Below are 24,163 nucleotides of genomic sequence, written 5' to 3'. Positions count from 1 at the left end.
GGTCGCTGCGGGCTGCCTCATGGATGCCGAATCGACCCCAGCCGTGATCGTCCAGCGTGTCGTGATCGTCCCTGGATACGCAGGAGGCGTGAACAGAACGTCGCCCGGCAGGTCCACCGACCATTGACCGCCAGCCAGGAACGTCCGGCTTTCATAGACCGGGCGCTGAGCCTGCTGGCCGTCTTCTCGGACCGGCGGCGCGCGCTGACCCTCTCGGAACTCGCCCGGCATGCGGGCATGCCCGCACCCACTGCCCTGCGCCTGATCGCGCGGCTGGTGGCCTGGGGCGCGTTGGAAAGGCTCGACGACGGCAGGTACGTCGTGGGGGTCCGCCTATGGGAGGTTGCATCCCTGTCGCCGCGCGGACACGGGGTGCGGGAGATCGCCCTCCCCTACCTTGAGGACCTGTTCGAGGTCACCCGGCACCACGTCCTGCTGGCGGTGCGGGACAACGAGGAGGCGGTGCTGATCGAGCGGCTGTCGGCCAGGGACGCCACCGAGGTTGCGTACCGCGTGGGCGGCCGGGCGCCGCTGCGGTCAACGGCCATCGGCCTGGTGCTGCTGGCCGGCGCGGACCAGCAGTTCCAGGAGACCATCCTGAAGCGGCCGCCGGAGAACGAGCCCGGTGTCTCCGAGACGCCTGAAGGGCAGCTGCGGCGGACGCTCTCCGACGTACGGCGCACCGGCACCGCCATGATCCGCCGCAGCCTGCCGTCCCGGACCGTATCGGTGGCCTCCCCGATCTTCGACGCGCAGGGGGCCGTAGTGGCGTCGCTGTCCATCGTGGTTCCGGACGGATCCACTCCCCCGAATGTCCTGGCTCCGGCAGTGCGTGCCGCCGCCCGGGCCGTGTCCAGGAACCTGGGCTTCCAGGCGCAGGCCAGCGCGGGTATTCGGACGCACTTCCAGGGGTAGGCCCCGCCGGTCAGGACGCCGACCGCGTGTCGAACGCCGCCGCGGATTCGCGCAGGAGACGTGCAACGGTGTCCACGGGCGTGCTGGAACGCCGGCGCCCGTCGAACCGCCGCAGGACGATCCGCCGTGTCCCCAGCCCCGGAACGTCCAGGATGTCCACCCCTTCATGTGCCACTCCGGCCAGGGCCAGGGTGGGCAGGATGGCAACCCCTTCGCCGGCAGCCACCAGGGCGAGTGCCGTCAGGGTCTCCTGGTACTGGTGGGCCGTCTCCATGTTGGCGCCTGTCGAATGGCGCAGCCGCCCCAGGACAGCGGAGTTGGCGGCTGCAGAATCCACCCCGAGCCAGGGAAGCGGCAGCCGGCCGAGGTCCACGCTTTCAGTGCTAAGCAGTGCTCCGGTGGGCACCGCCAACCTCCACGGTTCATCCAGCAGTGGTTCCTCGGTCATTCCTGCCCCTAGTGAATGCTGGCCGGCGGTGGTTGAGTCATGTTCCACCACCACGGCGTCGAGTTGGCGTTGCCGGAGCAGCCGCATCAGCGCGGGAAAATCATCCTCCACGATGCGGATCTGGAGCTGCGGATACTGGCTCCGCCACGCGGGCAGCCGGGGAATCACCACGGTGCGGATAAAGCTGGTGAAGCCGCCCAGCCGCACCACACCCGAGATGTTGGCTCCGCTCTCCATCCGGGTCCGGGCGACGCTGAGGGCGCGTTCAATCTCTTCGCCGGCTTCTGCCATGGCAAGGCCTGCGGGAGTCAGCACTGAGCCCTTTGGAGTGCGGACCATCAGCGCATGCCCGGTTTCCCGCTCCAGCTTGGTGATTTGCTGGGACACCGCGGAGGGCGTCAGGCGCAGTTCATCGGCGGCCGCGAGCACGCCGCCCGTCCGGGCAACAGCAAGAAGAACGAGCAGGCGGCGCGGGTCCATATCCATGTTAAGTAGTTCTAAACCAGGGCTGCAGAAGAATGCAATTGAACTACATCTCCTTTGGCCCCCAGAATTGCGGTTAGGTAACGACTTGGGAAGGGGCATGATGGAACTGGTTTGGGAAATAGCCGGCTGGGCGGGCGCAGCGATGATTCTGAGCGCCTTCCTGTCGGTGTCCATGGGGTGGCTGAAGGCAGGGAGGGCCTTCCAGACCGCGAACCTGGTGGGCGCCTGCGCTTTCATCCTGAACGGGGCCTTTCACGAGGCATGGCCGTCAGTTGCCTCGAACGTCGCCTGGTTCCTGATTTCCGCCATATCACTCCTCCGTATGCGTGGTGCGGCCGGCAGTCCGGCAGCGCGGGAGGAACCGGCAGTGCAGCTTCCCGGAGTGCCGGATACGGGCCAGTTCGCCGCCATCGAAGCACCGCGGACTGCCTGCACTGCCCCGGCCGAGACCGGGGCAGGCGCCGTCGCGGCGTAGCGTTCAGTCCTCACCGCGATAGGAAAGCCTGCGCACCAGGACCTCACCGTCCGCAGCGAAGACGCCGAAGGCCCGGCCGGTGAAGCCTTTGGCGGTCTCGAAAGCCCAGTGCCTCCCATCGGGTTTGGTGAGCAGAACGTCGTCCATGGCACCATCGGCAGGGCGCGCCAGGAGGCGGATCCTGTCGCCGCCCACGGCACCGGCGCTGAAATCCGACGGCGGTGGGCAGGCAACGATGGCGAGTTCAACGTCTCCGGACGGAATGGTTGTTTCCCAGGTGCGGTCAAAGCCTGCGACGATGGCCCGTGCCGTGATCCTGACGCATCCGCCGTCCTGGCGGGCTTCCATGCCGAACCAGTTGTCCTCGGCGTTTCGGACGGCGACCCCGCCCGCACCGGCGGTGACGTCGAGCACCGCCCTGAATTCCATCCCGGGGTGGCGCTGGCGTTGGGCCAGGAAACACGGCCGGGGCGAGCCCATGGTGCTGCCTTCACCCCGGAGCAGGAGCCCCTTGGAGGTGGGACCGGAGAACTCTGCCGGCACCCTGCGCACCCCGATCCATTGCGGGTCCTCCAGCCCGGTTCCGTTGCCGAAGTCATACTCACGTCCCTCCGGCCGGGCACCTGCCACCCGGGGAAGCCGCGCGTGCGGCCAGCCGTCCTCCCACTCCACTGCGGTCAGGAATGTTTCACGGCCCAAGGGTGAGAATGACTTTGCCAGCCCCAGCGGGCGGACACCCAGCAGGACCATGGCCGTTCCGCCGTCGGGCAGTTCAACGAGGTCTGCGTGCCCGGTGTTCTGGACGGCCGAACCGGTTCCCGCCGCCGTAAGGACAGGATTGTGCGGCGCGGATTCGAACGGGCCATCCGGGCGCCGCGAGCGGGCCACCGTCACGGCATGGCCGCGGTCCGTTCGGCCCTCCGCCGCCACCAGGTACCACCAGTCACCGCGCCGGTAGAGGTGCGGCCCCTCGGGAGGATACAACCCGCTGCCGGACCACAGTGCCCGCGGCTGTTCGAGGGCTTCCCCGGTCTCGAGGTCCACCCGCACCTGCTGGATCGCGTCATGGTGCCGGGCAAACGTCACGTACGCGGTCCCGTCCGCATCCCAGGCGAGGTCGGGGTCGATGCCGTCCACCGCGCCGATGACGGTGCCGTCACTCCATGGCCCGGCGGGATCGGTGGCCGTGAACACCACACAGCCCCGGCCGCCAAGGAACACCGAGACGATCAGGTAGAACACGCCGTTCCGGTAGCGGAGGGTCGGCGCCCAGACGCCTCCCGGCGTGGGGACGTTGGCAATCCCTACCTGTTCCTCCCGCGTGGCCACGCGGCCCACCAGCTCCCAGCGCTCCAGGTCCGTGCTGTGGTAGACCGGCAGGCCCGGCAGGTATTCGAAGGAGGACGTGACCAAGTAGTAGCCGTCCGGGGTGCTGACGATACTCGGGTCAGGGTTGAAGCCCGGAAGGATGGGGTTGGAGTTCATCCTGCCATCGTGCCGTGCAGGCGCGCCCCGGTCAGGCAGGCCCCGGTTCCAATCGTTGGAAGGCGTTCTCCGGTGCCCCGGCCCTAGTAGTGCGCGAATCAAGCTTTGTACAGTCGTCAAAGCAAAAACGCCTCTGACGACGGGAAACACTGTGCCCGAGGTGGGACTCAAACTACATTCCAACTCTTGAAACCGCTGGGAACTCCCGACAACACGCGGAATCGTGACCAGTCCAAAGGATGTCTGGCCCAGTACGAGACGAAAACTGGGAACAATGTCCACACTTCAACAGAGCAAGTCCCGAGCATCTTCAAGAACCATCCCGATCCGTGCTGACGTTGCTCTTGAGTATCTCCCGGGAGACTTCTGTGTAAGGCGTTCGTCTGCCTCGCCGGCGCACCATGCATGCATTGCCGAAGCAGACAGAGTCCCAGCAATGGGTTTACATGGCGGGGTGGGCAGACGATCGGCGGCACCCAACCGGACGCCGCCGTCGTCGTCTTTAAGCTTCCGCTGCCCTACACGGCGGTGTATCCGCCGTCGGCATTGATGACGGATCCGGTCAGCGCCGACGAACTGTCGCCCGCGAGAAAGAGAACCACGTTGGCGATCTCCTCGGGCCGAAGCAGCCGCCCGATGGGTTGTTTGGAAATCATCTGCGAGCGTGTTTCTTCCGGTAACTGGGCCAGCAACGGCGTGTCCACGTAGCCAGGTGACACGGCGTTGAACCGAATACCTTCCTTTGCGTACGTCAGCGCTGCCGAGCGGGTGAAGTTGACGACGGCTGCCTTTGCTGCGGAGTAGGCATTACTGTTTGCTTGCCCCACGTGGGCCAGAATCGATGCCATGTTATCACTGAGGCCGTCCGCGGTTTTGTGCCTCGGCGCCGACCCTCGAGGATGGTGGCCACGGCCCACTTGTTGCAGAGCGCCACGCCGGTGAGGTTGACGTCCAGGACACGCTGCCACTTGGACAGGTCCAGTTCGTGAACGGGGGCCTTCACCTCGGGTATGCCGGCGTTGGCCACCAGGACGTCCAGGCTTCCGTAGGTAGCGGCCGCCGTTTCCATCAGGGCGCGGACCGACTCTTCGTCGGTCATGTCCGTAGGGACAAACTGTGCCTGCCCGCCCCCGGCCGCGATCTTCGCAGCCACACCGGCAGTCGCCTCGCCGATGTCACCGATGGTCACCGCGTAGCCCGCCTCCCCCAGCTTCAGGGCTATGGCTTCGCCGATCCCGGAGCCTCCCCCGGTAACCACCGCGGATCCAGCGTTATGCACGGTCCACCAGTTCGGAAATCCGGCCGCGCGCGGCGGCGAGCTTGGCAATATCCCGGCCGGCACGGTACCCGAAGACCAAGGCGGGGCCGATGTGGGAGCCGTAGCCCGGGTACCCGCCGCCGAATACGCTCACCGCCGCCGAGCCGACGGCGATCAGCCCCGGAATGGCGGCGCCTTCCTCGGTTTCCACCTCGGAGGACCCATTGACGCCAATGCCGGCGAAGGTGCCCAGATCGCCCATCTGGATCTTGGCCGCGTAGTACGGCCCCTTGCCCACGATTGCCAGGTTGGGGTTGGGCTTGTGGTCCATGTCGCCGCGGAAGTTGTTGTACAGGGTGGAGCCTCGGCCGAATGCCGGGTCCTCGCCGCGTTCGGCAGCCGGGTTGAACTCAGCCACGGTGGCCTTGAGCCCATCGGCGTCGATGCCAAGCTTGCCGGCGAGCTCTTCCAGCGTGGCGGCTTTGACCAGGTAGCCGGTCCTGTAGAAGTAGCCGCGGGGCATGGGCCAGGGCTTGGCATAGCCGATGCCGTACTTGTGCATGGTCCTGGCATCGCCGATGACGTAACCGAAGGTCTTGTCCTCGTCTTGGTTGTGCCCGATCATGGCGCCGCCGAAGTCGTGGTAGCTGAGGGCCTCGTTGCCGAATCGTTTGCCGTGGCGGTCCACAGCGATCAGCCCTGGCAGCCCGATGGCCCGGAGGTGCGGGAAGAGCCGCTCCTTGCCGTTGAGGTATTTGAAGACCGTGACAGGCGCCCAGGAGCCCACGCTGAACACCGAGTTGTCGATATATCCGCCGGCGCTGAGCGCCAGGGTGGCGGCGTCGCCGTCGTGGCCCACGGTGGGAGTGAAGTGGTCGTCCCCGTCGGCGTCGTGCGGGAAGTACTTCCGGCGCAGTTCCTTGTTGCCTGAGAATCCGCCGGCAGCCAAGATGACCCCCAGCTTCGCGGTCACGGTGGCGGCATGCTGGCCACCTATGACCGCCCCGGTGACGGTCCCGGCGTCGTCCCGTGTCAGCGAAAGCGCCGGCGAGGAATTCCAGAGCCGGACGCCCAGGTCATCGGCACTTTTAACCATGCGCGTCATCAGCGCATTGCCGTTGGACCGGAGCACCGGCCGCTTGTACCGGGCGGCGTCGAACCAGGTCCGGAGCAGCTTCTTGGCCACGTATACGAAGGACCTGACCGACTGGTTGACGTGGAAGAACTCGTTGATATCGGGGCCCACCTGCGGCATGTAGCCGAACACCGTGTAGGAGCTCATGTACGGCTGCATCAGGAGGCGCTTGTCACCGAGTACGCGCGCGTCAACGTCCTGCGGCAGGATGGCCCGGCCGGAGAGCCTGGCCCCGGGCAAGTCCATCTTGTAGTCCGGGGATTTCTCCGGGTACGTGAACTTCACATCGGTCTCGTTCTCGAAGAAGTCGAGGGCCTCGGGCACAGTGTCCAGGAAGCTGCGGACGCCAACCTCGTTGAAGGTGTCCGGCGCGAGGTTCTTCAAGTACGTTTCCGCTTCCTCGCGGCTGTCCCCCTGCTCCACGCCCTGCTTGTTGCCGGGAGCCCAGGCCCAGCCGGCCGAGATCGCGGTGGTTCCGCCGAAGTACTGCTCCTTCTCGGCAACAATCACGGTCAGTCCCTGCGATGCGGCTTTCAACGCTGCGGCCATCCCGGCCACACCGGACCCGATCACCAGGACATCACACACAACACTCTTACTCATGGTTCTTGCTCCGTTCAGTGGCTGCGCCTCGGTGCGGCAGCCGGGTGGAATGCCAGCCCCCAGTAGAACGGGGATGGGGAACCACCACAGCCGCCATTACCATTGATCGGGAATCCCAAGGAGGATCAGTGGCCAATTCCGCGTCCGGCGAGTCGATGATCGCCCGCTTCGTCAGGGTGGTGAGCGCGTTCGATGACCGCCACCAGACCATGACCGTCGCCGAACTGGCCCGCAGGACCGGGCTCCCGGTCACCACCACGTACCGGCTGGTCAACGAACTGCTGCACGAGCGCCTCCTGGAGCGCGAGCCGGGCGGCGCCGTCCACATCGGAACAAAAATGTGGGAACTGGCATCCCGCGGCTCCAAAATGGTGGGGCTGCGCGAGGCGGCGCTGCCGTTTATGGAGGACGTCCAGTCCGTGGTCCAGCACGCCACCACCCTGGGCATCCTGGATTCGGACGAGATCCTCTACATCGAACGCATCGGCACCCACGCAACTGTGGTGGACATTTCCAAAATCGCCGGCCGGCTCCCGCTGCACGCCACGTCGTCGGGACTGGTCCTGCTGGCCCACTCCCCCGCCGCCTACCAGGACAAAATCCTCGCGAGGCCGCTGTACAAATACACCGACACCACCCTCACGGAGCCGATGGTGCTGCGGCGCCACCTGGCCGATATCCGGCACCGGGGCTTCGCCGCCATGCCCGGCGTGATTGTTCCCGAGACCACTGGCATTGCCGTGCCGGTGTTCGGACCGGACAACACGGCAGTGGCAGCCCTAAGCGTCATCGTGCCGCGGACCGAGGAGAACGACTCCGCCCGGGTGCCGGTGCTCATGGCCGGAGCCCGCGGGGTTTCGCGCGCCCTGGGCTGGCGGGGCGAGCTCAAAGGAACTGTCCGCCGAAGCCAATGAAGCGACTGATTACCGTTCATCGGTAATCCTGTGGTTCCGCTCACAGCACTCCTGCCACGGTAGCTAAGGCGCAGCGACGAGGCTGCGGATTGACGAGGAGCGGAACATGAACATCACGCACGGACGGGTCGCCGGCAAGACGGCGGTCATCACCGGCGGCCGGGGGGACCTTGGCAGCGCCACGGCAGCGCTGTTTGCGGAACACGGCGCCCGGGTTGCCAGCCTGGACATGGCAGGGGCACCGGCCGTTGCCGCCCATGAAAACGTCCGGGAGTACGACGTTGACGTCACCAGTGAGGACAGCGTTGCCGAGGCGATCCGCCGCGTCACCGAAGAAATCGGCGCACCGGACATCCTGGTCAATGCGGCCGGCATCATCGGGCCCGCCGGTCCGTCCCACACCGCCTCCGGTACGGACTTCGACACCATCTTCAACGTCAACGTCAAGGGCGTCTGGCTGATGACCAAGCATGTGGTCCCCGGCATGATCGAGAAGGGCGCCGGCAGCATCATCAACTTCTCCTCCATCCACGGACTCACCGGAGGCAGCAGTGTGCCCCTTTACCACGCCACAAAAGGTGCCGTCCGGCTGCTCAGCAAGTCCGATGCCGCCGCCTACGGAGCCCACGGCATCAGGGTCAACTCCATCCACCCCGGCTCCATGAACACGCGGATGAGCCGGCGCTCCGCGGAACAGTCCACGGTTGGTCCGGAGGCGTACTACAAGCAACTGCTCGGCTCCAACCCGCTGCCCCGGCAGGGGGAACCGGAGGAAATCGCCTACGGCGTCCTGTACCTGGCCTCTGACGAATCCCGCTTTACCACCGGTTCGGAACTGGTGATCGACGGCGGTTACACCGCGGTCTGAGCCGCCCACCCTTGCCGCACCGCCTCCAAACGCGCAGCGGTACTGAACATCTCTCGAAAGGCATCACCATGAAATTCGTCAGTGGAACCGCAGCGGAAACGTACGACGTCGTCGTCGTGGGTTCCGGCGCCGGCGCCCTCACCGCGGGGGCCACCGCAGCCCGGGCCGGCAAATCTGTCATCGTTCTTGAGAAGAGCGACCTGCTGGGCGGCACCTCCGCCGTGTCCGGCGGCATGCTGTGGGTGGCGGACAACCACCACGCCCGCGAGGCAGGCATCGCCGACTCGAAAGCCGCAGCGGCCCGGTATGTGCGTGCGGTGGCACGGGGCCGCGGCCGCGGGGAACTGCTGGATGCGGCGTTGAACTACGGGGACCAGATGCTGCAGTTCGTAGAGGACGAGTGCGGCGTGCGCTTCATATTCCTGGACAACTTTCCGGATTACCGACAGGATCTGCCCGGCGCGCTCGACGGCGGACGCACCATCGAACCAGAGCTCTTCAACAGCGGGGATGCCCTGGGTTCCCTCACCGCACATGTCCGCACGGACGGCCGCGCTCCGTTCACCATGCAGGAGTACGAGGCCTGGGGCGCCTTCACCAAGTTCCCCTGGGTGGAGCTGGACCAGCGCCAGAAAGACGGTTTTGTGGCGAAGGGCCAGGCGCTGGTGTCTATGCTGCTGGCCAGCCTGGTCCGGAGCGGTGCGGCCCTGGCCACGGGCGCCCGCGGGCACCGGCTGGTGACCGACGGCGGCCGGGTGACCGGCGTGGAGCTCGAAACCGGCGAGATCATCCGGGCCAACGACGGCGTGGTGCTGGCCACCGGAGGCTTCGAATGGGACAAGGCCCTGGCCGATTCGATGCTGGCCTCACGGCTGTACACCATGTGCTCGCCGCCTTCCAACACCGGTGACGGCCTGCGGATGTCCCAGCGTATCGGCGGGCAGACCCGCGGCACCCGCGAGGCCTGGTGGGCACCCATGTCGGTGACCGGCGATACCCGGGACGGGCAGCCGATCGGCACCCTCCTCCGGTTCGAACGCCAGGGCCCGGGATCCATCATGGTGAACCGGCACGGCCGCCGCTTCGCCAACGAATCCCAGAACTACAACGACCTGGCCCGGTGCCTGCAGTCGTGGGACTCCGCCGCGAACCAGACCCTCAACACCCCCGCCCATGTGATCGTGGACCACGCCTACATGGAGCGCTACGGCATCCTGGCCCACCGCGCCGGCCAGCCCACGCCGGCCTACCTGACCGAGGCGGCCACAGTGGAAGAGCTCGCCATGAAGATCAACGTTCCCGTCCGGAACCTCGTGGAGACTGTGGCCCGGTTCAACGGCTTCGCCGCCCGGGGCGAGGATCCGGACTTCGGCCGCGGCGAGAGCGCCTACGACAAATACTGGGGAGACGCGGACAACGCCTACCCCAACCCGTCCCTGGCTCCGCTGCAGACCGGACCGTTCTACGCCATGGAGGTGGTCAACGGCGCGTTCGGTACCAACGGCGGCATCGCCACCGACGGGCTGGCCCGCGTGCTCGACGTCGATAACCGCCCCATCGAGGGCCTGTTCGCCGCCGGCAACACCACCGAAAGCGCCTACGCGGCCGGTTACCCCGGCGCAGGCGCCACCCTGGGGCCCATCATGACTATGGGTTACCTCGCCGGGCGGACCATCGCGGGCCAGGATCCCGAGTACGTCCCGGGCTCATTGGCTGGCGGCAACCACGCAGCGGAACTGGTAGGTGCCTGAGATGATCCGCCACACTGTCCTGTTCAAGTTCAAGCCGGACTTCCCACCGGAGGACAAGCAGACCTGGATCGCCGGACTCAACCGGCTGCGCGGCAACATCCCGGGCATGCTCAATCTGGCACACGGTCCGGATGTGCTCAGTACCGAGCGGTCCTTCGATTACGCCATCGTGGCGGACTTCGAAACCGTCGAGGACATCGCCGTGTACAACACGCACCCTCTCCACGAGCCGCTGAAGGCGTACTCGTTCCCCAACAGCCTGCACATCCTCTCGGTGGACTTCCACCTCGAGGATCCCCAGCCGGCTTCCGCCAAGACACCGTTGTCTTAAGGAGATTCACCATGCACATATCACCCGACACACGTACCGCCCCGCCGAAGACGCCGCGGAAGGCGGCCCTGGCATCCTTCCTGGGCAGCACGCTGGAGTATTACGACTTCTTCATCTACGGAACCGCGGCCGCCCTGGTGTTCCCGCACCTGTTCTTCCCGTCCGACGACCCCGCCGTCGGCCTGATCGGCGCACTGGCCACCTTCGGCGTCGCGTACGTGGCACGGCCGGTGGGCGGGCTGGTCATGGGCCATTTCGGCGACAAGCTGGGCCGCAAGAGGATCCTGCTGCTCACCCTGGGCATTATGGGCCTGGCCTCGCTGGGCATAGGCTGCCTGCCAACCTACGATCAGGTGGGGGTCTGGGCCCCCATCCTGTTGGTAGCAGGACGCCTGGCCCAGGGTTTCTCCGCCGGGGCTGAGTCCGCGGGCGCCTCCACCCTCACGCTGGAGCACTCCCCGGACGGAAAACGTGCCTTCTTCACCAGCTTCGTGATGATGGGCTACGCCTCCGGCATGGTCCTGGCCACCCTGGTGTTCATTCCGGTGAGTGCCCTGCCGCAGGACGCCATGATGAGCTGGGGCTGGCGCGTCCCGTTCTGGCTCTCCATCGTGGTCCTCGCCGTGGCCTACTGGGTGCGGACGCACCTCGACGAGACCCCCGTCTTCGAGGAAGCGCAGGAGCAGGAACAGGTCGCACCCATGCCCGTCAAGGAGGTCCTGAAGTTCCAGGCACCGGACGTGCTGCGCGTGGCGGGCATGTCCATCATGGTGGTCATGCAGACGGTGTTTACGGTCTTCGGGCTGGCCTACGCCACTTCCACGGCGGGCTTCGACCGGTCCTCCATCCTGACGGTCAACGCCGTCGCGATCGGGCTGTCCATGCTGGTGATGCCATTGGCTGCGACGCTCGCGGACCGGATCGGACGCCGTCCGCTGCTGCTGGCCGCCGCGATCGGATGTTCCGCAACGATTTTTGTGTACTTCCTGGCGTTGTCCTCGGGCAACATCGTGCTGGTGTTCCTGGCCGCGTTCCTGAACATGACAGTGCTGTACTCGGCGTACAACGCTGTCTGGCCGGCCTATGTGGCCGAGCAGTTCGCCACTCCCGTGCGCTACACGGGCATGGCGCTGGGCAACCAGCTGGGCCTGGTGCTGGCCGGGTTCGCTCCTATGATCGCCAGCATGCTGCTGATGCCGGGCTTGACGGGCTGGATGCCCGTGACTGTTTTTGCGACGGTCTGCATGCTCATTGCCGGCGTCTGTGTCTTTTACTCACGCGAGACGTACCGAACGCCCATTGAAAGCCTGGGCGCACCGTATCTCGAGGGCACTGCCTTGCGCCGGGGACAGCATGCCGCCGCCAAGGTGGAGGCGGGACTGGACAGCCCTGTCCGCTAGGCACCCACACCGCACAGCACTGTGCCCCCGTCGCCTTCGTGGCGACGGGGGCACTTGTCATGTGGGCCTATTCCTCTGGGGCCAGGGTGACGGTCATCCCGTCCAGCCGGTCCTCAAACGCGACCTGGCAGGACAACCGTGAGCAGTCCTCCCTGAACCCTTCGGCGTCCACCAGCAGCTCGGCCTCGTCCTCGCTCCGTTCACCCAGGCTGGTGACGATGTCGCCGTCCAGGAAGACGTGGCATGTGGCGCAGGAGGCTGTGCCGCCGCAGGACGCCAGCACGGGGAGGTCGTTGTCCCGCAGGGCCTCCATCAGGCTTTGCTTCGGCTCCCACTGCACGGCGTGCTGCTGGCCTTCGCGGTCCACTACGGTCAGGGTGTTGGTGCTCATCAGGTGCTCTTTTCTGGGAAGTTGGGGGGGTGTCAGGCAGGTACTGCGGCGGGCTCGCGGGTGGCGGAGCGCGGATCGTCGCCGGTGGCGCTGTCCTCGAGTTTCACGGCCGGGTCCGCCACCAGGGCGGGGTCCAGCGGCCGGCCGGCGGGGATGAGCTTCTTGGCCGGGCGGAAATCGGCCAGTCCGCCCACGGTGTCCACGGCGGCCAGCCGGCCCTCGCGGAGGTACACCACGGAGAATTTCCCGGTGGCGGGATCCCCGCGGACTATGACTTCGTCGTCCGGGTGCATCACGCCGGCGGTTTGCAGCCGGACACCGTGCTGGACGGTCCAGAACCACGGGACCTCCGCGGTCCGGGGCTGGCTGCCGAGGATGTCGCTGACCAGGGCCTCCGCCTGGGCGTTGGCGTTCTGGATGGATTCCAGCCGTTGGCTGGCGCCGCTAAACGGGCTGGTGAACCGGGTGACGTCCCCGGCGGCGTAGATGCCCGGGATGTTGGTCCGGCAGTGTTCGTCCACCAGGACGCCGTCCCGGCAGGCCACCCCCGCGGCTTCAGCGAGCTCCTGGTTGGGCAGCACACCGATGCCGGCCACCACCACATCGGCCTCGAAGTGCCGCCCGTCTGACGTCACGACGCGTTCCACACGGCTCTCGCCGTGCAGTTCGGTCACGGCGGCGCCGAATTTCAGGTTGACGCCCCGGTCCCGGTGGAGGCCCTCGAAGAAGGCGGACACGGGTGCGGAGGTCACCCGCTTCATCACGCGGTCCTGGAACTCCAGCACCGTGACGGAGCAGCCGTTCTTGACGGCGGCCGCGGCCACTTCCATGCCGATGAAACCGGCACCGATGATCACCACGTTCGCGCCGGGAACCAGCGCGCGCTGGATGGCCAGCCCGTCCTGGTAGGTCCGGAGGGCAAGCACCCCATCAAGCTGCGCACCTGGCACGGGAAGCTCGCGGGCACGTGAGCCGGTGGCGAGCACCAGCCCGTGGAACGGGAGCCGGCTGCCATCTGCCAGGATCACTGCCCGGGCGGCGGGGTCGATCGATTCGACGGTATGCCCCGTGATGCGCTCTATCCCCCTGGCCTGGTAATAGTCCTCCTTGCGGAGGAGGGCTGTTTTGTCTCCGGCACCGGGCGTAAGCAGTTCCTTGGACAGCGGGGGCCGCTCGTAGGGCATTCCGTGTTGGGCATCGATGAGGACGATCCGGCCGTCCCAGCCGCCGGTCCGCAGGCCTACTGCCACGGCAACGCCGGCGTGTCCGCTGCCGACAATAACCATAGGGTCTGTGGTTTTCTCAGTCATTGTGTTCCTCCAGGAAGACGTGCATGCGGTGGGGGCCCGCGTTGGTGAGGTTGTTGCCGCGAACCCACTCGATCGGGTGGGCTGGGTCCAGCGTGACCGAGGCCAGGCGCTGGGCCAGCACGTCGGCGGTAATGGTGGTTTCGAGGTGGGCCAGGGGCTGGCCCAGGCAACTGTGCACGCCGTGGCCGAAGCCCAGGGATTTGCTGTTGTCGTGGTCCATGTCGAAGGTGTCGCCGTCGTCGAAGAGGTCCCGGCTGGCGGATGCGTTGAGCAGGCGAACGATGCTGCCGGCGGGGATGGCCACTCCGGCCACTTCCACGGCTTCGGTGGTGATGCGGCTGGCGCGGTGGACGGCGCCGCTGTGCCGGGCCAGTTCCTCGGCGAACTGTGTGGCGTCGGCAGGGGTCTCGCGGATGCGGGTGAGCAGGCCGGGCTGTTCGGCAAAGATGCGGAAGGCATTGGCCAGCAGGATGGTGGTGGTGTCGTGTCCGGCGATGAAGACGAACGAACACAGTTCCTTGGCTTCCTGTTCTGTGAGGATGCCTTCGTCCTTCCACATGCGGGCGATGTGCCCGCCCATGGATGGGCTTTCCTCCGCGTAGAGGCGCTCCAGGGTGTCTTTCAGGTAGGCCCAGAAGTCGTGGGCGCTTTCCTTGTCGGTTCCCGTGCCCGGGGCGTTCCGGGCGAGCCGTCCGAAGGAGGAGAACGTCTCATCGGACCAGAACTTCATCTTCTCGTAGTCCTGGGCGGGGACGTCCAGCAAGGCGGAGATGGTGGCCATGCTGAGCTGGATGGCGTACTCCTCCACCACTTCGCCGCGGCCCTTGGCGAGGAGATCGTCGAGCAGCGCGTTGGCCGTTTCCCGTATTCGGTCCTCAAACAGTTTGATGGCCTTGGGTGTGAAAGCGGTGGCCACAACCTTGCGCAGACGGTTATGGTTCGGCGCATCGAAAAGCGTCAGGAAGGTCATCGGCGGCGGCGAGACCACTTCCGAAGAGAAAATCTTCGGGGCCCGGAAGGCTTTGCGGACATCCTCGTAGCGGGAAATGAAGTAGACATCTGAGACCGGTGACCAGCACCGGAGCACGGGCGCGTTCTGGCGCATCCACGTGTAGTGGGCATAGGGGTCCTCCTGGGAGCCGTCGTCAACAACCTTGAACGGCTCCAGGCCGCTGGGCCACTGCAGTTCGTGGGAGTAGGGCAGGCTGCCTTCCTCGCTGCGTGGAAGGTGCGTGTCGAGCGTCGTTGCTGCGAGCATCGTGGTCCTCTCATGTGGGGCTTCGTCACCGCTGGCCGGGCAGCGGTGATCGGGGCCGGGATACAGGTGAGGCGGGACCGGTCTGGCGCCTGTCAGTGCACCGCGAACAGGGCAACCGTCAGGGCAACCGTCCGGCAGTCCGCCGGCCCACGTCTCGTTTCCACTGTGAGGCGCACCGCGCGGGAAAGGTCGACGGCGTCCATTCAACGGACGCACTGTTTCGAATTTTTTTGGCCACGCTCTCAGCCGTCGCTGCCCAACGAAGGCCGGCGAACCGGAGCGAGCGTCCGGGAAATTCCGCGGGCCGCCGTCATGAGAGCAGGAACGATGACCTGAACGTCGCCCTCATCCCGCGGCACGATGGCGCTGAGCGCCGCCACAACGGAGCGTTCGGGTCCGAAGACAGGAACGGCGATGCCCAGCCATTCGGAGACCCCGATTCCCGGCAAGGCAACGAATCCCTGCTGCCTAACCTCGGCAAGATGCCGCCGGATGAGTCCGGGATCTGTTGGCGTTTCGTCGGTAAGCTTTGTCAGCCGCCCGGCGAGGAAGCTCTCCTGGAAGGCGGGCGAGGAATGGGCCAGCATCACAAGGCCGGGTGAACAGGCATTCAGCGGCAGACGGTCCGTGATCCGCGCAGCGTCCAGAATGGAATCCCGTGCTGACATGCGCTCGACGTAGAGGGCTGACCCTTGGTCCAGAACTGCCAGTGTGGTGTGCTGGCGGACCACGGAGAGAACATCGTCCATAAACGGCAGTGCGGCTTCGCGGACATCCATCGCCGATTGGGACCGAGTGGCAATTTCCCACATGCGCAACCCGATCTGCAGTTCACCGGAATCGGAGCGGCGGATCAGGCCGTAGCCAATGAGTCCCTCAACGAGCCGATGCGCCGTGGATCGGGGCAGGCTGGTGCGGGCGGCAAGGCGCGACATCGTCATGGTCTGCCGGTCGCGGTCAAATGCCTCGAGGACACGGACCACCCGGCCGATCACCGAATCTCCACTGCGAGAATTGGCCACGCCATTGCCCTTTCCACGGACAGATTGGGACCCTGCCAGCCTTGGCAAACTGGCCGCGGGCCTTCAACTATACGTAGACCGCGTGGCCCTACCAATAATGGGGACTGCAAACCGGTGCTGCCAATCACGGGTAGCAGCGAAAACGTCTACGCCTGATTGTTGGCTTCGTCAAGGGGCCGGCCCCCGGAGCGGCCTTAGATGAACCGCTTCCCGGTCCGACTTATGAGCACTCGGTGACGGTCATGTCGTTGCCACTCCCCCGGCACATGAATAGGTGTAGGCCGCCAACGGCCCCATCCAACAAAACCGGAACGAGGAACCCCAAAAACCAGCCACAGGCTCTATACACACGTCGAAGCACAATTCGCCCTGACCTGCGGAAACACTGTGCCCGAGGTGGGACTCGAACTACATTCCGGGCCTTGGGCACTGAGGGAGCCCCCGAAAACATGCGGAATCCGGGGCAGTCCGAAGGCTGTTTGGCCCAGTACGAGAAGAAAAGTGTGGACATTGTCCACGCCCGCTTTGGGGGCGCAGGAGGACTACCGGGGCACCAGATGCCTGGAAATCTCGCCGGCAGAGTCCAGCAAGTCAATAGTGCCCGCGGCGACTCCGACGACAAGATCGAAGCCTTCATCCGTAGTGAAGCCATGCCGGTAACCGTTGATCCACAGCAGCAGCACCATGAGCGTCCATGCCGTCCGTTTGTTGCCATCAACGAGTGGATTGAACCGGGCGACCGACTCCAACAAGGCTGCGGCCTTCACCGCGAGTTCCGGATAGGCTTCCGCGCCCATGACAGTGGTAGCCGGCCTGGCCAATGCCGAGGCCAGCAATCCGACGTCGCGGATATGGAAGCCGTACCGATCAACTACCTGAAGTGCATCCTCAATGTCCAGGTACGCTGTCACGCTTCTTCAAGGCGCTTCAGCAGATCAGCGTCATGACTCGTGACAAAATCAAGCCCCTCGCTGATTTCACGTCGGCGCGCATGGCGCTGCAGAACCAACTCTGCCCCCTGCAACAGAAGCGCAGACTTGGACGTATGTTCCTCGGCAGCCAACTTCTCCAGCCGCCGATCGAGGTCTTCAGGGACACGAAGATTCATTGCCATGCCTTTATGGTACCAAAACGGTACCCCTGACGACTGATGGACCGGACATGGATACCCCGGCCGCGCAGTAGGGCCACGGTGTATTCAGGACGTCGATCAGTGGCGGCCCAGCGGATCGACCCGCCACAAGGACGATGACGCCTTCCTCGGCGTACTCCAGAAGTCTTTTCATTGCCCGGCCGCTCGACCGCCGCCTTGCTAGCGGAAGTCACAACGGCGAAGACATCGCGTTTCTGCACATCCTCGTGGACGCCGGCATTGTCGCCGGTCCGATGGACGTGGAATTTGAAGTCCTGGTCGGTGGTCCGGCTGGGCCAGCCGAGCCCTCCCACGAGGACCCAGCCTCCGCCTAGGAGGACATGTGGAAGGATCTCGATCTCTCTGTCGCAAGGAACAGCGCGCCGCCATGGTCCGGGCGAAGCGGAGTTCCTTGAGCTCGGCACGATGGAGAAGCCGACGCTCTACCGCTTCCGGGTTTACGCCACTGGCCTGGACCAGATGACGGACCTGGTCGCCACGGTGGTGGTCGAGCGGCATCTGGTGCAGGCCTTGGAAGCTCGGTAGGCCAGTGCGCCGGCGCCGGTGCACCAGCTTATTACTCAATTCTCCCTGACCGCGCTCAAAGTGCGCTGGCTCCGGATGACCGCACCCGATATGGAGAGGGGTGGCAGCCCGTTCAAGCCAGGCCGCACGCAGCGCACAGCGACCTATTGACACTCACGGAGTAACGCGGGTAACTTAGATCACGCGCTCGAGGTAACGCGAGTTACCTCACCAATACCACGATAGAGCCACAAACTATGTGGCCAAAGTCCAGTTCAACGAAGAAAACTTCTGGAGCATCCCGTGGCGGACAACGCCTCCCTAACTTGCCCCCGACCTATTCGGGCATCGCTGCCCCAACAGCTGCTGCCACGGGTGGGGAAGCCCCGGCCTCCCTCGTAGACGTGAGTCTTGAAGAATAAGCACTTCGGGAGCCCATCCGCCGCTCCTTAGAGCAGGACAGCCGACCACTGCCATCCGGCAGGTGATCGGCTGTCCGCTACTAAAGCGCTCTTCGGTCTGACCGCGAAATCAACGTCGAAGAGCAAACCCCAACCCACCCTTCACCTTGCTAAGGAAGACAGGAAGAGATAACCAATCATGACACAAACCAGATTCTTTCTTCAGGTCCGCCCAGGCGTTCGCCCAACGCGATGAACCCGAGAGCACCCGACTCCTGCAATCGCAGCCTGTTCAATTGTCACGGTGCTCCCTAGACGACAACCCACGCCTCCTCCACAGGTCCTCGAACCTCACTCACGGCCATGAAAAGAGAACAATGAACAGCGTCACCTCCACCCTTGAGGCCTACAGGCCTGCCATGCACTTCGCCGCCAAAGATACGTGGCTCAACGATCCCAATGGGCTTGTCTTCCACGAGGGCACCTACCACCTCTACTACCAGAACAATCCCTTCGGAAACGTTCACAGCAACATGTCCTGGGGTCACGCCACCTCCACGGACCTCGTCAACTGGAAGGAACAACCTGTGGCGATCCCCTGCGATGACGCCGAGGAAATCTTCTCCGGCAGCATCGTGGTGGACACTCACAACACCAGCGGGTTTGGCGCGGACGGGAACGCTCCCCTGGTGGCCATCTACACCAGCGCGTACAAACCGGGCTCCCTCCATCAAGGCACACAGGCACAGTCTGTCGCGTGGAGCACCGACGGCGGCTACACCTGGACCAAGTACGCCGCCAACCCGGTTCTCACCCGGAACTCGCCGGAATTCCGGGACCCCAAAGTCTTCCGCTACAACGGCCCGGCGGGCAGCTACTGGGTAATGGTGGCAGTGGAAGCCCATGACTTCACTGTCCTGCTTTACCGCTCTGACGACCTTAAGAACTGGGAATACCTCAGCACCTTCGGCCCCGCAAACGGCACAGGCGGGATCTGGGAATGCCCGGATCTCTTTGAGCTGCCCCTTGACGGCGACGTCGCAGCCATGAAATGGGTGCTGACAGTGAACATGAACCCCGGAGGGCCGAATGGCGGGTCGGCTGGGCAGTACTTCGTCGGAGAGTTCGACGGCGTCACGTTCCGTTCCGAGACAACCCTCACCGAGGGCATGCAGGACCCAGAGCGCGTACCCGACTACCAGTGGCTGGACTGGGGCCGGGACTACTACGCCGCGGTATCGTTCAGCAACGTTCCGGACGGGCGGCGGCTGATGATCGGCTGGATGAACAACTGGCAGTATGCCAACCACATCCCCACTTCTCCGTGGCGCAGCCCCATGAGCCTGGTCCGGGACGTATCCCTCGTTACCGTGAACCGGCAACCCCGGCTCCTACAGCACCCCGTGCCGGAACTAAGGGCGGCTTCGACACCCGGTCCGGTGCAGCAGCTGACCGTAGACGGCCATGTACCGGTTGAGGGCGGTGCGGCGGTACAGCTTATTGACATCACCTTTTCCCCTGGTGACGCGGAGGAACTCGGCCTTGTGGTCAAAGGGTCAGCCGACGGGACGGTCGGGACACGGATCGGGATCCGACCGGGCAGCGGGGACCTAATTGTCGACCGCACCCACTCCGGTGACACCGGCTTCCACGAAGCATTTCCCTCCATCAGCCGCGCCCCAATTGCCGTCCGCGAGGATGGCAACTACACCCTGCAGATCTTTGTCGACCATTGCTCGGTGGAAGTATTCGCGAGCGATGGGCTCGTCTCCGTGACCGAACTGATCTTCCCGGATCCAGCTCATACATCTCTCACCCTCTACTCCACTGGCGGTACAGCCGACGCTGTGCTCCAACTCGCCAACTTCGGAAAGGACGATGCCTAATGGAATACCGCAAACTGGGATCCTCCGGCATGTATATCAGCGAAATCGCCTACGGAAACTGGGTCACCCACGGTGAGCAGATCGATCAGGCCGCTGCCACACAATGCGTCAAGCAGGCACTGGAATTAGGCATCACCACCTTCGACACTGCCGACGCCTATGCCGGAACCCGGGCCGAGGAAGCGTTGGGTGAGGCGCTCAAAGGAACACGGCGTGAAAGCGTGGAGATCTTTACCAAGGCCTACTTCCCTACCGGGGATGGCCGGAACGACCGCGGCTTGTCCCGCAAGCACGTCATGGAGTCCATCAACGCATCGCTGCGCCGGCTGCAGACTGACTACGTCGACCTCTACCAGGCGCACAGGTACGACTACGAGACCCCGCTGGAAGAGACAATGCAGGCCTTTGCCGATATTGTCCGGGCGGGGAAAGCACACTATATCGGGGTGTCAGAGTGGACGACGGACGAGATACGTTCCGGCGTTGCCCTTGCCAAGGACCTTGGGGTCCAGCTCATTTCCAACCAGCCGCAGTATTCCATGCTGTGGCGCGTCATCGAACAGGAGATCGTTCCCCTGAGCGAAGAACTGGGCATTGGCCAGATCTGCTGGTCCCCTCTCGCCCAGGGAGTCCTCACCGGCAAGTACACCCCGGGCGCTGCGGCCCCGCAAGGCTCCCGCTTCCGCGGCGACAACGGCGAGCTGAAAAATGACCACCGCTTTCTCAACGAGGACATCCTCACCCGCGTCCAGAAATTGAAGCCTCTGGCCGAAGAGGCCCGACTGTCCATGGCAGCCTTCGCGGTCGCATGGGTACTGCAGAACCCGAACGTCTCGGCAGCCATCGTGGGAGCATCCCGACCCGAGCAACTCGTGGACAACGTCCAGGCCGCAGGCGTCAAACTGGACCCGGAACTGCTCCTGAGGATCGATGAAACCCTCGGTCCCGTCGTCGAAAAAGACCCAGGGAAGGTCGAGTCCTTCAAAACTCGGCCCTGACCAGCGAACGTCCGGGCCGGAAGACGGCTGGGTTGTCCGCGCCCACCAGCGGCTCATGGTCGGGGCTGCCGCCCCAGCGCCCCGGACAAAGAGCCAGAAGCCCATGGGGCCACTGAAGAAATGTGTTGACACGCGTTAGTAACGCGAGTAACCTAGATCACAGCCCGAGGTAACGCGAGTTACTGGGATTAGAACGAACACCTTACATTTGCATCAGTACTGGCAACCCCCGCTCAATGAAGACCTCTGGAGCATTCAATGGCGAAGACCACCTCCCCCAACAAAGCCGGCATCACCCGGCAACGTGGCGTCACCATGAATGACGTAGCCAAGCATGCCGGAGTGTCCCGCACGGCTGTTTCATTCGTGCTGAACAACCGCGAAGACGCCAGCATCTCGGAGGAGACCCGGACCCGCATCGCTGACGCGGTTCAGGCTTTGGGCTACCGTCCAAATGCCGGGGCGAGGGCGCTGGCATCCCAACGCAGTGATTGGTACGGGATCGTCACGGAGATTGTCACCGCACCCTTCGCCGTGGACATCATCAAAGGTGCCCAGGACCAGGCCTGGATTGACCGCCGGTTCCTCCTGATCGCCCCATCAGACCAGGGCGACGCGGCCGGCCGCAACCAGGGAATGGAGGATGCCGCTGTCGAGAAGCTGTTGGAGCAGCGGGTGGAAGGCCTGCTGTACGCCGCAACGCACCACCGCGGTGTACATGTGCCCCGCAGCGCGCACGAAGTGCCCACGGTGCTCGTCAACTGTTTCGACCTGGACGGTCAACTGCCCTCGATCATCCCCGACGAAAGGGCCGGAGGACGGGTCGCCGTCGAACGCCTCCTCCGCGCCGGCCACACGAAAATCGGTGTAATCAACCTGGACCCGACCATCCCTGCAGCTGTTGGACGTTTGCAGGGCGTCCGGGAGACCCTGGCCGACGCAGGCCTGGAGCTTGACCCAGAGCTGGTGGTAGCCGGGTATGCGACGGCAGACGGCGGTTACGACGCTGCCTGCCAAATCCTTGACCGGTACCCGGCCAAGGACAGGCCAACAGCCCTTTTTTGCCTCAACGACCGCATGGCCATGGGCGCTTACGACGCCATCAAGGAACGTGGCCTGGCCATCCCCGGTGACATCGCCGTGATCGGCTTCGACAACCAGGAACTCATCGCGGCCTACCTCAGGCCCAAACTGACCACGGTTGCGTTGCCGTTCGAAAAGATGGGCGCTCTGGGAGTCCAGACGCTCGCCGCCCTTACAGCAGGACAGCCGATCTCTGCCGACCAGCAGCTGGTCGACTGTCCGCTGTTAGAACGCTCTTCGGTCTGACCGCGAAATCAACGTCGAAGAGCAAACCCCCCACCCACCCTTCACCTTGCTGATGAAGACAGGAAGAGAAAACCAATCATGACACAAACCAGGTTCCTCAGGTCCGCCCGCATTGCCGCGGCCGGACTGGCCGTAGGCGCGATGCTGCTGACCGGCTGCTCGGCAACCGGCAACAAGTCCGGCGGCGCCGACGCCGCGGCAAACGCCAGCGCGTTCCTCACCATCCCCCGCGAGGACATGAGCACCTTCGACCGCAACTTCAACCCCTTCGCCCCCACAGTGAACCCAATGGTTCAGCAGGCAATCTACGAACCCCTGTTCGTCTACAACCCGGCAAAAGGCAACACCGTCCCTTGGCTGGGCGCCTCCTGGGACGCTGCCAAAGACGGCAAGTCAATCACCTTCACCCTGCGCGACGGCGTGAAGTGGTCCGATGGCCAGCCCTTCGTCGCCGAGGACGTGGCCTATACCTTCGAGCTGCAGAAGAAGCTCAAGGGCGGCTTCGAGTACCTCGATTCCGTCACTCCCTCCGGTGCTGACAAGGTGACGTTCACCTTCAACAAACCCTGGTCTCCCGCCCTGTATGAGATCGGTCAGGTTCCCATCCTCCCCAAGCACATCTGGTCATCCATCGCCGACCCTGCGAAGGACAGCAACGCTAACCCCGTCGGAACCGGCCCCTACACCCAGGTGGACAGCTTCCAGTCTCAGTCCTTCGTGCTGAAGATGAACCCGAACTACTGGCAGCCTGAAAAGCAGAAGATCGCCGGTATCAAGATGCTGGCCATGTCCGGAAACGATGCCGCCAACCTGGCAACCGTCAACGGTGATGTGGACTGGTCCACCCAGTTCATCCCCAACATCGAGAAGACCTTCATCGCCAAGGACAAGGACCACCGCCACTTCTGGTTCCCGCCGACGGGCGCGATGATTAACTGGCAGTTGAACACCACTAAGGCACCATTCGACGACGTGAATGTCCGCAAGGCACTGAGCATGGCGGTGGACCGCGACCAGGTCACAAAGATCGGCATGAGCGGATACGCCGCGCAGGCTGACTGCACAGGCCTCTCCGGCAACTACGCGGGCTGGAAGAACGCCGACGTTGCAAACAACTGCACGTGGACCAAACTGAATGTCGACGAAGCGAACAAGATGCTCGACGCGGCCGGCTACCCCAAAGGCGCCGACGGCAAACGCACCCTCAAGGACGGCAAGCCCTTCGAGTTCAAAATCTCCGTGGGCGCCAGCTCCTCCGACTGGCTCTCCGTAGCCAATGTGATTTCCCAGGACCTCCAGGCCATCGGCGTGACCGCTAAGGTGGACTCCCCCGACTGGGCCTCCGTCGTCTCCGGTTACGAGCAGGGAACGTTCGACACCGGCATCGTCTGGAGTGCGAACGACCCCAGCCCGTTCAAGTATTTCAACTCCACTATGGGCAGTTCCACCGTCAAGCCGGTGGGCGTCAAGGCCACGGAGAACTACCACCGTTTCGGCGACCCGAAAGCTGATGATCTCCTGAAGCAGTTCGCCGCCGCCGGAGATGAAGCCGCGCAGAAGCAGGTCGCGAACCAGCTTCAGGTGGAATATAATGCGGTGGCCCCAACGGTTCCCCTGTTCTCGGGCCCTGAATGGGGCGACTACACAGACGTTCACTTCACGGGATGGCCCACGCAGGACAACCCCTACGCAACGCTCTCGGACCGCTCCCCCACCACCGTCCTGGTCCTGACCACCCTGGAACCGCGCAAGTAGCCTGCCACAGTTCTCGACCGGTGGCTTCCGCTGCCGTTTTCCGGTTGCCACCGGTCGAGTGCCTTTTCAATTGCCCCGCCCGGGACC

At 64.6% G+C, this 24,163-nt stretch carries 22 protein-coding genes; 11 read left to right on the top strand and 11 right to left on the bottom strand.

Going from position 1 to position 24,163, the window contains the following annotated elements; translation table 11 throughout:
- Positions 1 to 123 precede the first annotated feature (123 nt).
- On the top strand, positions 124 to 915 hold the full coding sequence (locus ACIGJD_RS09150) for an IclR family transcriptional regulator (RefSeq protein WP_483689236.1): 792 nt from the start codon (positions 124 to 126) through the stop codon (positions 913 to 915).
- Positions 916 to 925: 10 nt separating this feature from the next.
- Here ACIGJD_RS09150 and ACIGJD_RS09145 read toward each other — a convergent pair whose 3' ends face one another.
- Complete coding sequence (locus tag ACIGJD_RS09145; protein WP_483689235.1) at positions 926 to 1,849, bottom strand: LysR family transcriptional regulator; 924 nt, start codon at positions 1,847 to 1,849, stop codon at positions 926 to 928.
- 100 nt (positions 1,850 to 1,949) lie between these two features.
- Here ACIGJD_RS09145 and ACIGJD_RS09140 point away from each other — a divergent pair, with 100 nt between their 5' ends.
- Positions 1,950 to 2,324, top strand: coding sequence for a CBU_0592 family membrane protein (locus tag ACIGJD_RS09140; RefSeq protein WP_483689460.1), 375 nt, complete (start codon positions 1,950 to 1,952; stop codon positions 2,322 to 2,324).
- Between the two features lie 3 nt (positions 2,325 to 2,327).
- Here the strand turns inward: ACIGJD_RS09140 and ACIGJD_RS09135 are convergent, their stop codons facing one another.
- The 4 genes from ACIGJD_RS09135 to chcC2 all read right to left on the bottom strand — a co-directional run bounded on the left by ACIGJD_RS09135 (position 2,328) and on the right by chcC2 (position 6,805).
- Positions 2,328 to 3,809, bottom strand: a complete 1,482-nt coding sequence (locus ACIGJD_RS09135; protein WP_483689234.1) for a glycoside hydrolase family 43 protein — start codon at positions 3,807 to 3,809, stop codon at positions 2,328 to 2,330.
- 518 nt (positions 3,810 to 4,327) lie between these two features.
- Positions 4,328 to 4,657 carry an SDR family NAD(P)-dependent oxidoreductase gene (locus ACIGJD_RS09130; RefSeq protein WP_483689233.1) on the bottom strand — a complete coding sequence of 110 codons (330 nt, stop codon included), beginning with the start codon at positions 4,655 to 4,657 and terminating at the stop codon, positions 4,328 to 4,330.
- Positions 4,561 to 5,088: an SDR family NAD(P)-dependent oxidoreductase gene (locus ACIGJD_RS09125; RefSeq protein ID WP_483689232.1), complete on the bottom strand. Its 528-nt coding sequence runs from the start codon at positions 5,086 to 5,088 to the stop codon at positions 4,561 to 4,563. The genes ACIGJD_RS09130 and ACIGJD_RS09125 overlap by 97 nt, the downstream gene beginning before the upstream one ends.
- The gene (chcC2, locus tag ACIGJD_RS09120; RefSeq protein ID WP_483689231.1) at positions 5,081 to 6,805 is read right to left on the bottom strand and encodes a 4-oxocyclohex-2-ene-1-carboxylate 5-dehydrogenase; all 1,725 of its coding nucleotides are present in this window, start codon (positions 6,803 to 6,805) and stop codon (positions 5,081 to 5,083) included. Before chcC2 ends, ACIGJD_RS09125 begins: the two co-directional genes overlap by 8 nt.
- Before the next feature lie 128 nt (positions 6,806 to 6,933).
- Between chcC2 and ACIGJD_RS09115 the strand changes: the two genes are divergently transcribed.
- The 5 genes from ACIGJD_RS09115 to ACIGJD_RS09095 all read left to right on the top strand — a co-directional run bounded on the left by ACIGJD_RS09115 (position 6,934) and on the right by ACIGJD_RS09095 (position 12,069).
- A complete protein-coding gene (locus ACIGJD_RS09115; protein WP_286403641.1) occupies positions 6,934 to 7,719 on the top strand; it encodes an IclR family transcriptional regulator in 786 nt (261 codons plus the stop codon).
- 106 nt (positions 7,720 to 7,825) lie between these two features.
- Positions 7,826 to 8,587, top strand: a complete 762-nt coding sequence (locus ACIGJD_RS09110; protein WP_483689230.1) for an SDR family NAD(P)-dependent oxidoreductase — start codon at positions 7,826 to 7,828, stop codon at positions 8,585 to 8,587.
- A 68-nt stretch (positions 8,588 to 8,655) separates the two neighbouring features.
- On the top strand, positions 8,656 to 10,338 hold the full coding sequence (gene chcC1, locus ACIGJD_RS09105; protein WP_483689229.1) for a 4-oxocyclohexanecarboxylate 2-dehydrogenase: 1,683 nt from the start codon (positions 8,656 to 8,658) through the stop codon (positions 10,336 to 10,338).
- 1 nt (position 10,339) lies between these two features.
- Positions 10,340 to 10,669: a Dabb family protein gene (locus ACIGJD_RS09100; protein WP_483689228.1), complete on the top strand. Its 330-nt coding sequence runs from the start codon at positions 10,340 to 10,342 to the stop codon at positions 10,667 to 10,669.
- Between the two features lie 11 nt (positions 10,670 to 10,680).
- The gene (locus ACIGJD_RS09095; protein ID WP_483689227.1) at positions 10,681 to 12,069 is read left to right on the top strand and encodes an MFS transporter; all 1,389 of its coding nucleotides are present in this window, start codon (positions 10,681 to 10,683) and stop codon (positions 12,067 to 12,069) included.
- A gap of 67 nt (positions 12,070 to 12,136) precedes the next feature.
- Here ACIGJD_RS09095 and ACIGJD_RS09090 read toward each other — a convergent pair whose 3' ends face one another.
- The 6 genes from ACIGJD_RS09090 to ACIGJD_RS09065 all read right to left on the bottom strand — a co-directional run bounded on the left by ACIGJD_RS09090 (position 12,137) and on the right by ACIGJD_RS09065 (position 17,164).
- The gene (locus tag ACIGJD_RS09090; RefSeq protein ID WP_483689226.1) at positions 12,137 to 12,460 is read right to left on the bottom strand and encodes a 2Fe-2S iron-sulfur cluster-binding protein; all 324 of its coding nucleotides are present in this window, start codon (positions 12,458 to 12,460) and stop codon (positions 12,137 to 12,139) included.
- Between the two features lie 32 nt (positions 12,461 to 12,492).
- Complete coding sequence (locus ACIGJD_RS09085; protein ID WP_483689225.1) at positions 12,493 to 13,770, bottom strand: NAD(P)/FAD-dependent oxidoreductase; 1,278 nt, start codon at positions 13,768 to 13,770, stop codon at positions 12,493 to 12,495.
- Positions 13,763 to 15,028 (bottom strand): cytochrome P450, encoded by a 1,266-nt coding sequence (locus ACIGJD_RS09080; protein ID WP_483689224.1) that lies wholly within the window; start codon positions 15,026 to 15,028, stop codon positions 13,763 to 13,765. Before ACIGJD_RS09080 ends, ACIGJD_RS09085 begins: the two co-directional genes overlap by 8 nt.
- A gap of 242 nt (positions 15,029 to 15,270) precedes the next feature.
- Positions 15,271 to 16,050 carry an IclR family transcriptional regulator gene (locus ACIGJD_RS09075; RefSeq protein WP_483689223.1) on the bottom strand — a complete coding sequence of 260 codons (780 nt, stop codon included), beginning with the start codon at positions 16,048 to 16,050 and terminating at the stop codon, positions 15,271 to 15,273.
- A gap of 542 nt (positions 16,051 to 16,592) precedes the next feature.
- Entirely contained in the window at positions 16,593 to 16,961 is a 369-nt protein-coding gene (locus tag ACIGJD_RS09070; protein WP_483689222.1) for a type II toxin-antitoxin system death-on-curing family toxin, read from the bottom strand.
- On the bottom strand, positions 16,958 to 17,164 hold the full coding sequence (locus ACIGJD_RS09065) for a ribbon-helix-helix protein, CopG family (RefSeq protein WP_483689221.1): 207 nt from the start codon (positions 17,162 to 17,164) through the stop codon (positions 16,958 to 16,960). Before ACIGJD_RS09065 ends, ACIGJD_RS09070 begins: the two co-directional genes overlap by 4 nt.
- A 1,321-nt stretch (positions 17,165 to 18,485) precedes the next feature.
- On the opposite strand from ACIGJD_RS09065, the gene ACIGJD_RS09060 reads away from it, so the two are divergent.
- The 4 genes from ACIGJD_RS09060 to ACIGJD_RS09045 all read left to right on the top strand — a co-directional run bounded on the left by ACIGJD_RS09060 (position 18,486) and on the right by ACIGJD_RS09045 (position 24,076).
- Positions 18,486 to 19,994 carry a glycoside hydrolase family 32 protein gene (locus tag ACIGJD_RS09060; RefSeq protein ID WP_483689220.1) on the top strand — a complete coding sequence of 503 codons (1,509 nt, stop codon included), beginning with the start codon at positions 18,486 to 18,488 and terminating at the stop codon, positions 19,992 to 19,994.
- Positions 19,994 to 20,992, top strand: coding sequence for an aldo/keto reductase family protein (locus tag ACIGJD_RS09055; RefSeq protein ID WP_483689219.1), 999 nt, complete (start codon positions 19,994 to 19,996; stop codon positions 20,990 to 20,992). The genes ACIGJD_RS09060 and ACIGJD_RS09055 overlap by 1 nt, the downstream gene beginning before the upstream one ends.
- Positions 20,993 to 21,250: 258 nt before the next feature.
- Positions 21,251 to 22,321, top strand: coding sequence for a LacI family DNA-binding transcriptional regulator (locus ACIGJD_RS09050; protein WP_483689218.1), 1,071 nt, complete (start codon positions 21,251 to 21,253; stop codon positions 22,319 to 22,321).
- A 78-nt stretch (positions 22,322 to 22,399) separates the two neighbouring features.
- On the top strand, positions 22,400 to 24,076 hold the full coding sequence (locus tag ACIGJD_RS09045; RefSeq protein WP_483689217.1) for an ABC transporter substrate-binding protein: 1,677 nt from the start codon (positions 22,400 to 22,402) through the stop codon (positions 24,074 to 24,076).
- Positions 24,077 to 24,163 lie beyond the last annotated feature (87 nt).

Source organism: Arthrobacter sp. E1SS-5, from assembly GCF_057073715.1.
The sequence above is the reverse complement of the archived record's forward strand: the minus strand, read 5'-3'. Positions and strand labels throughout refer to the sequence as shown.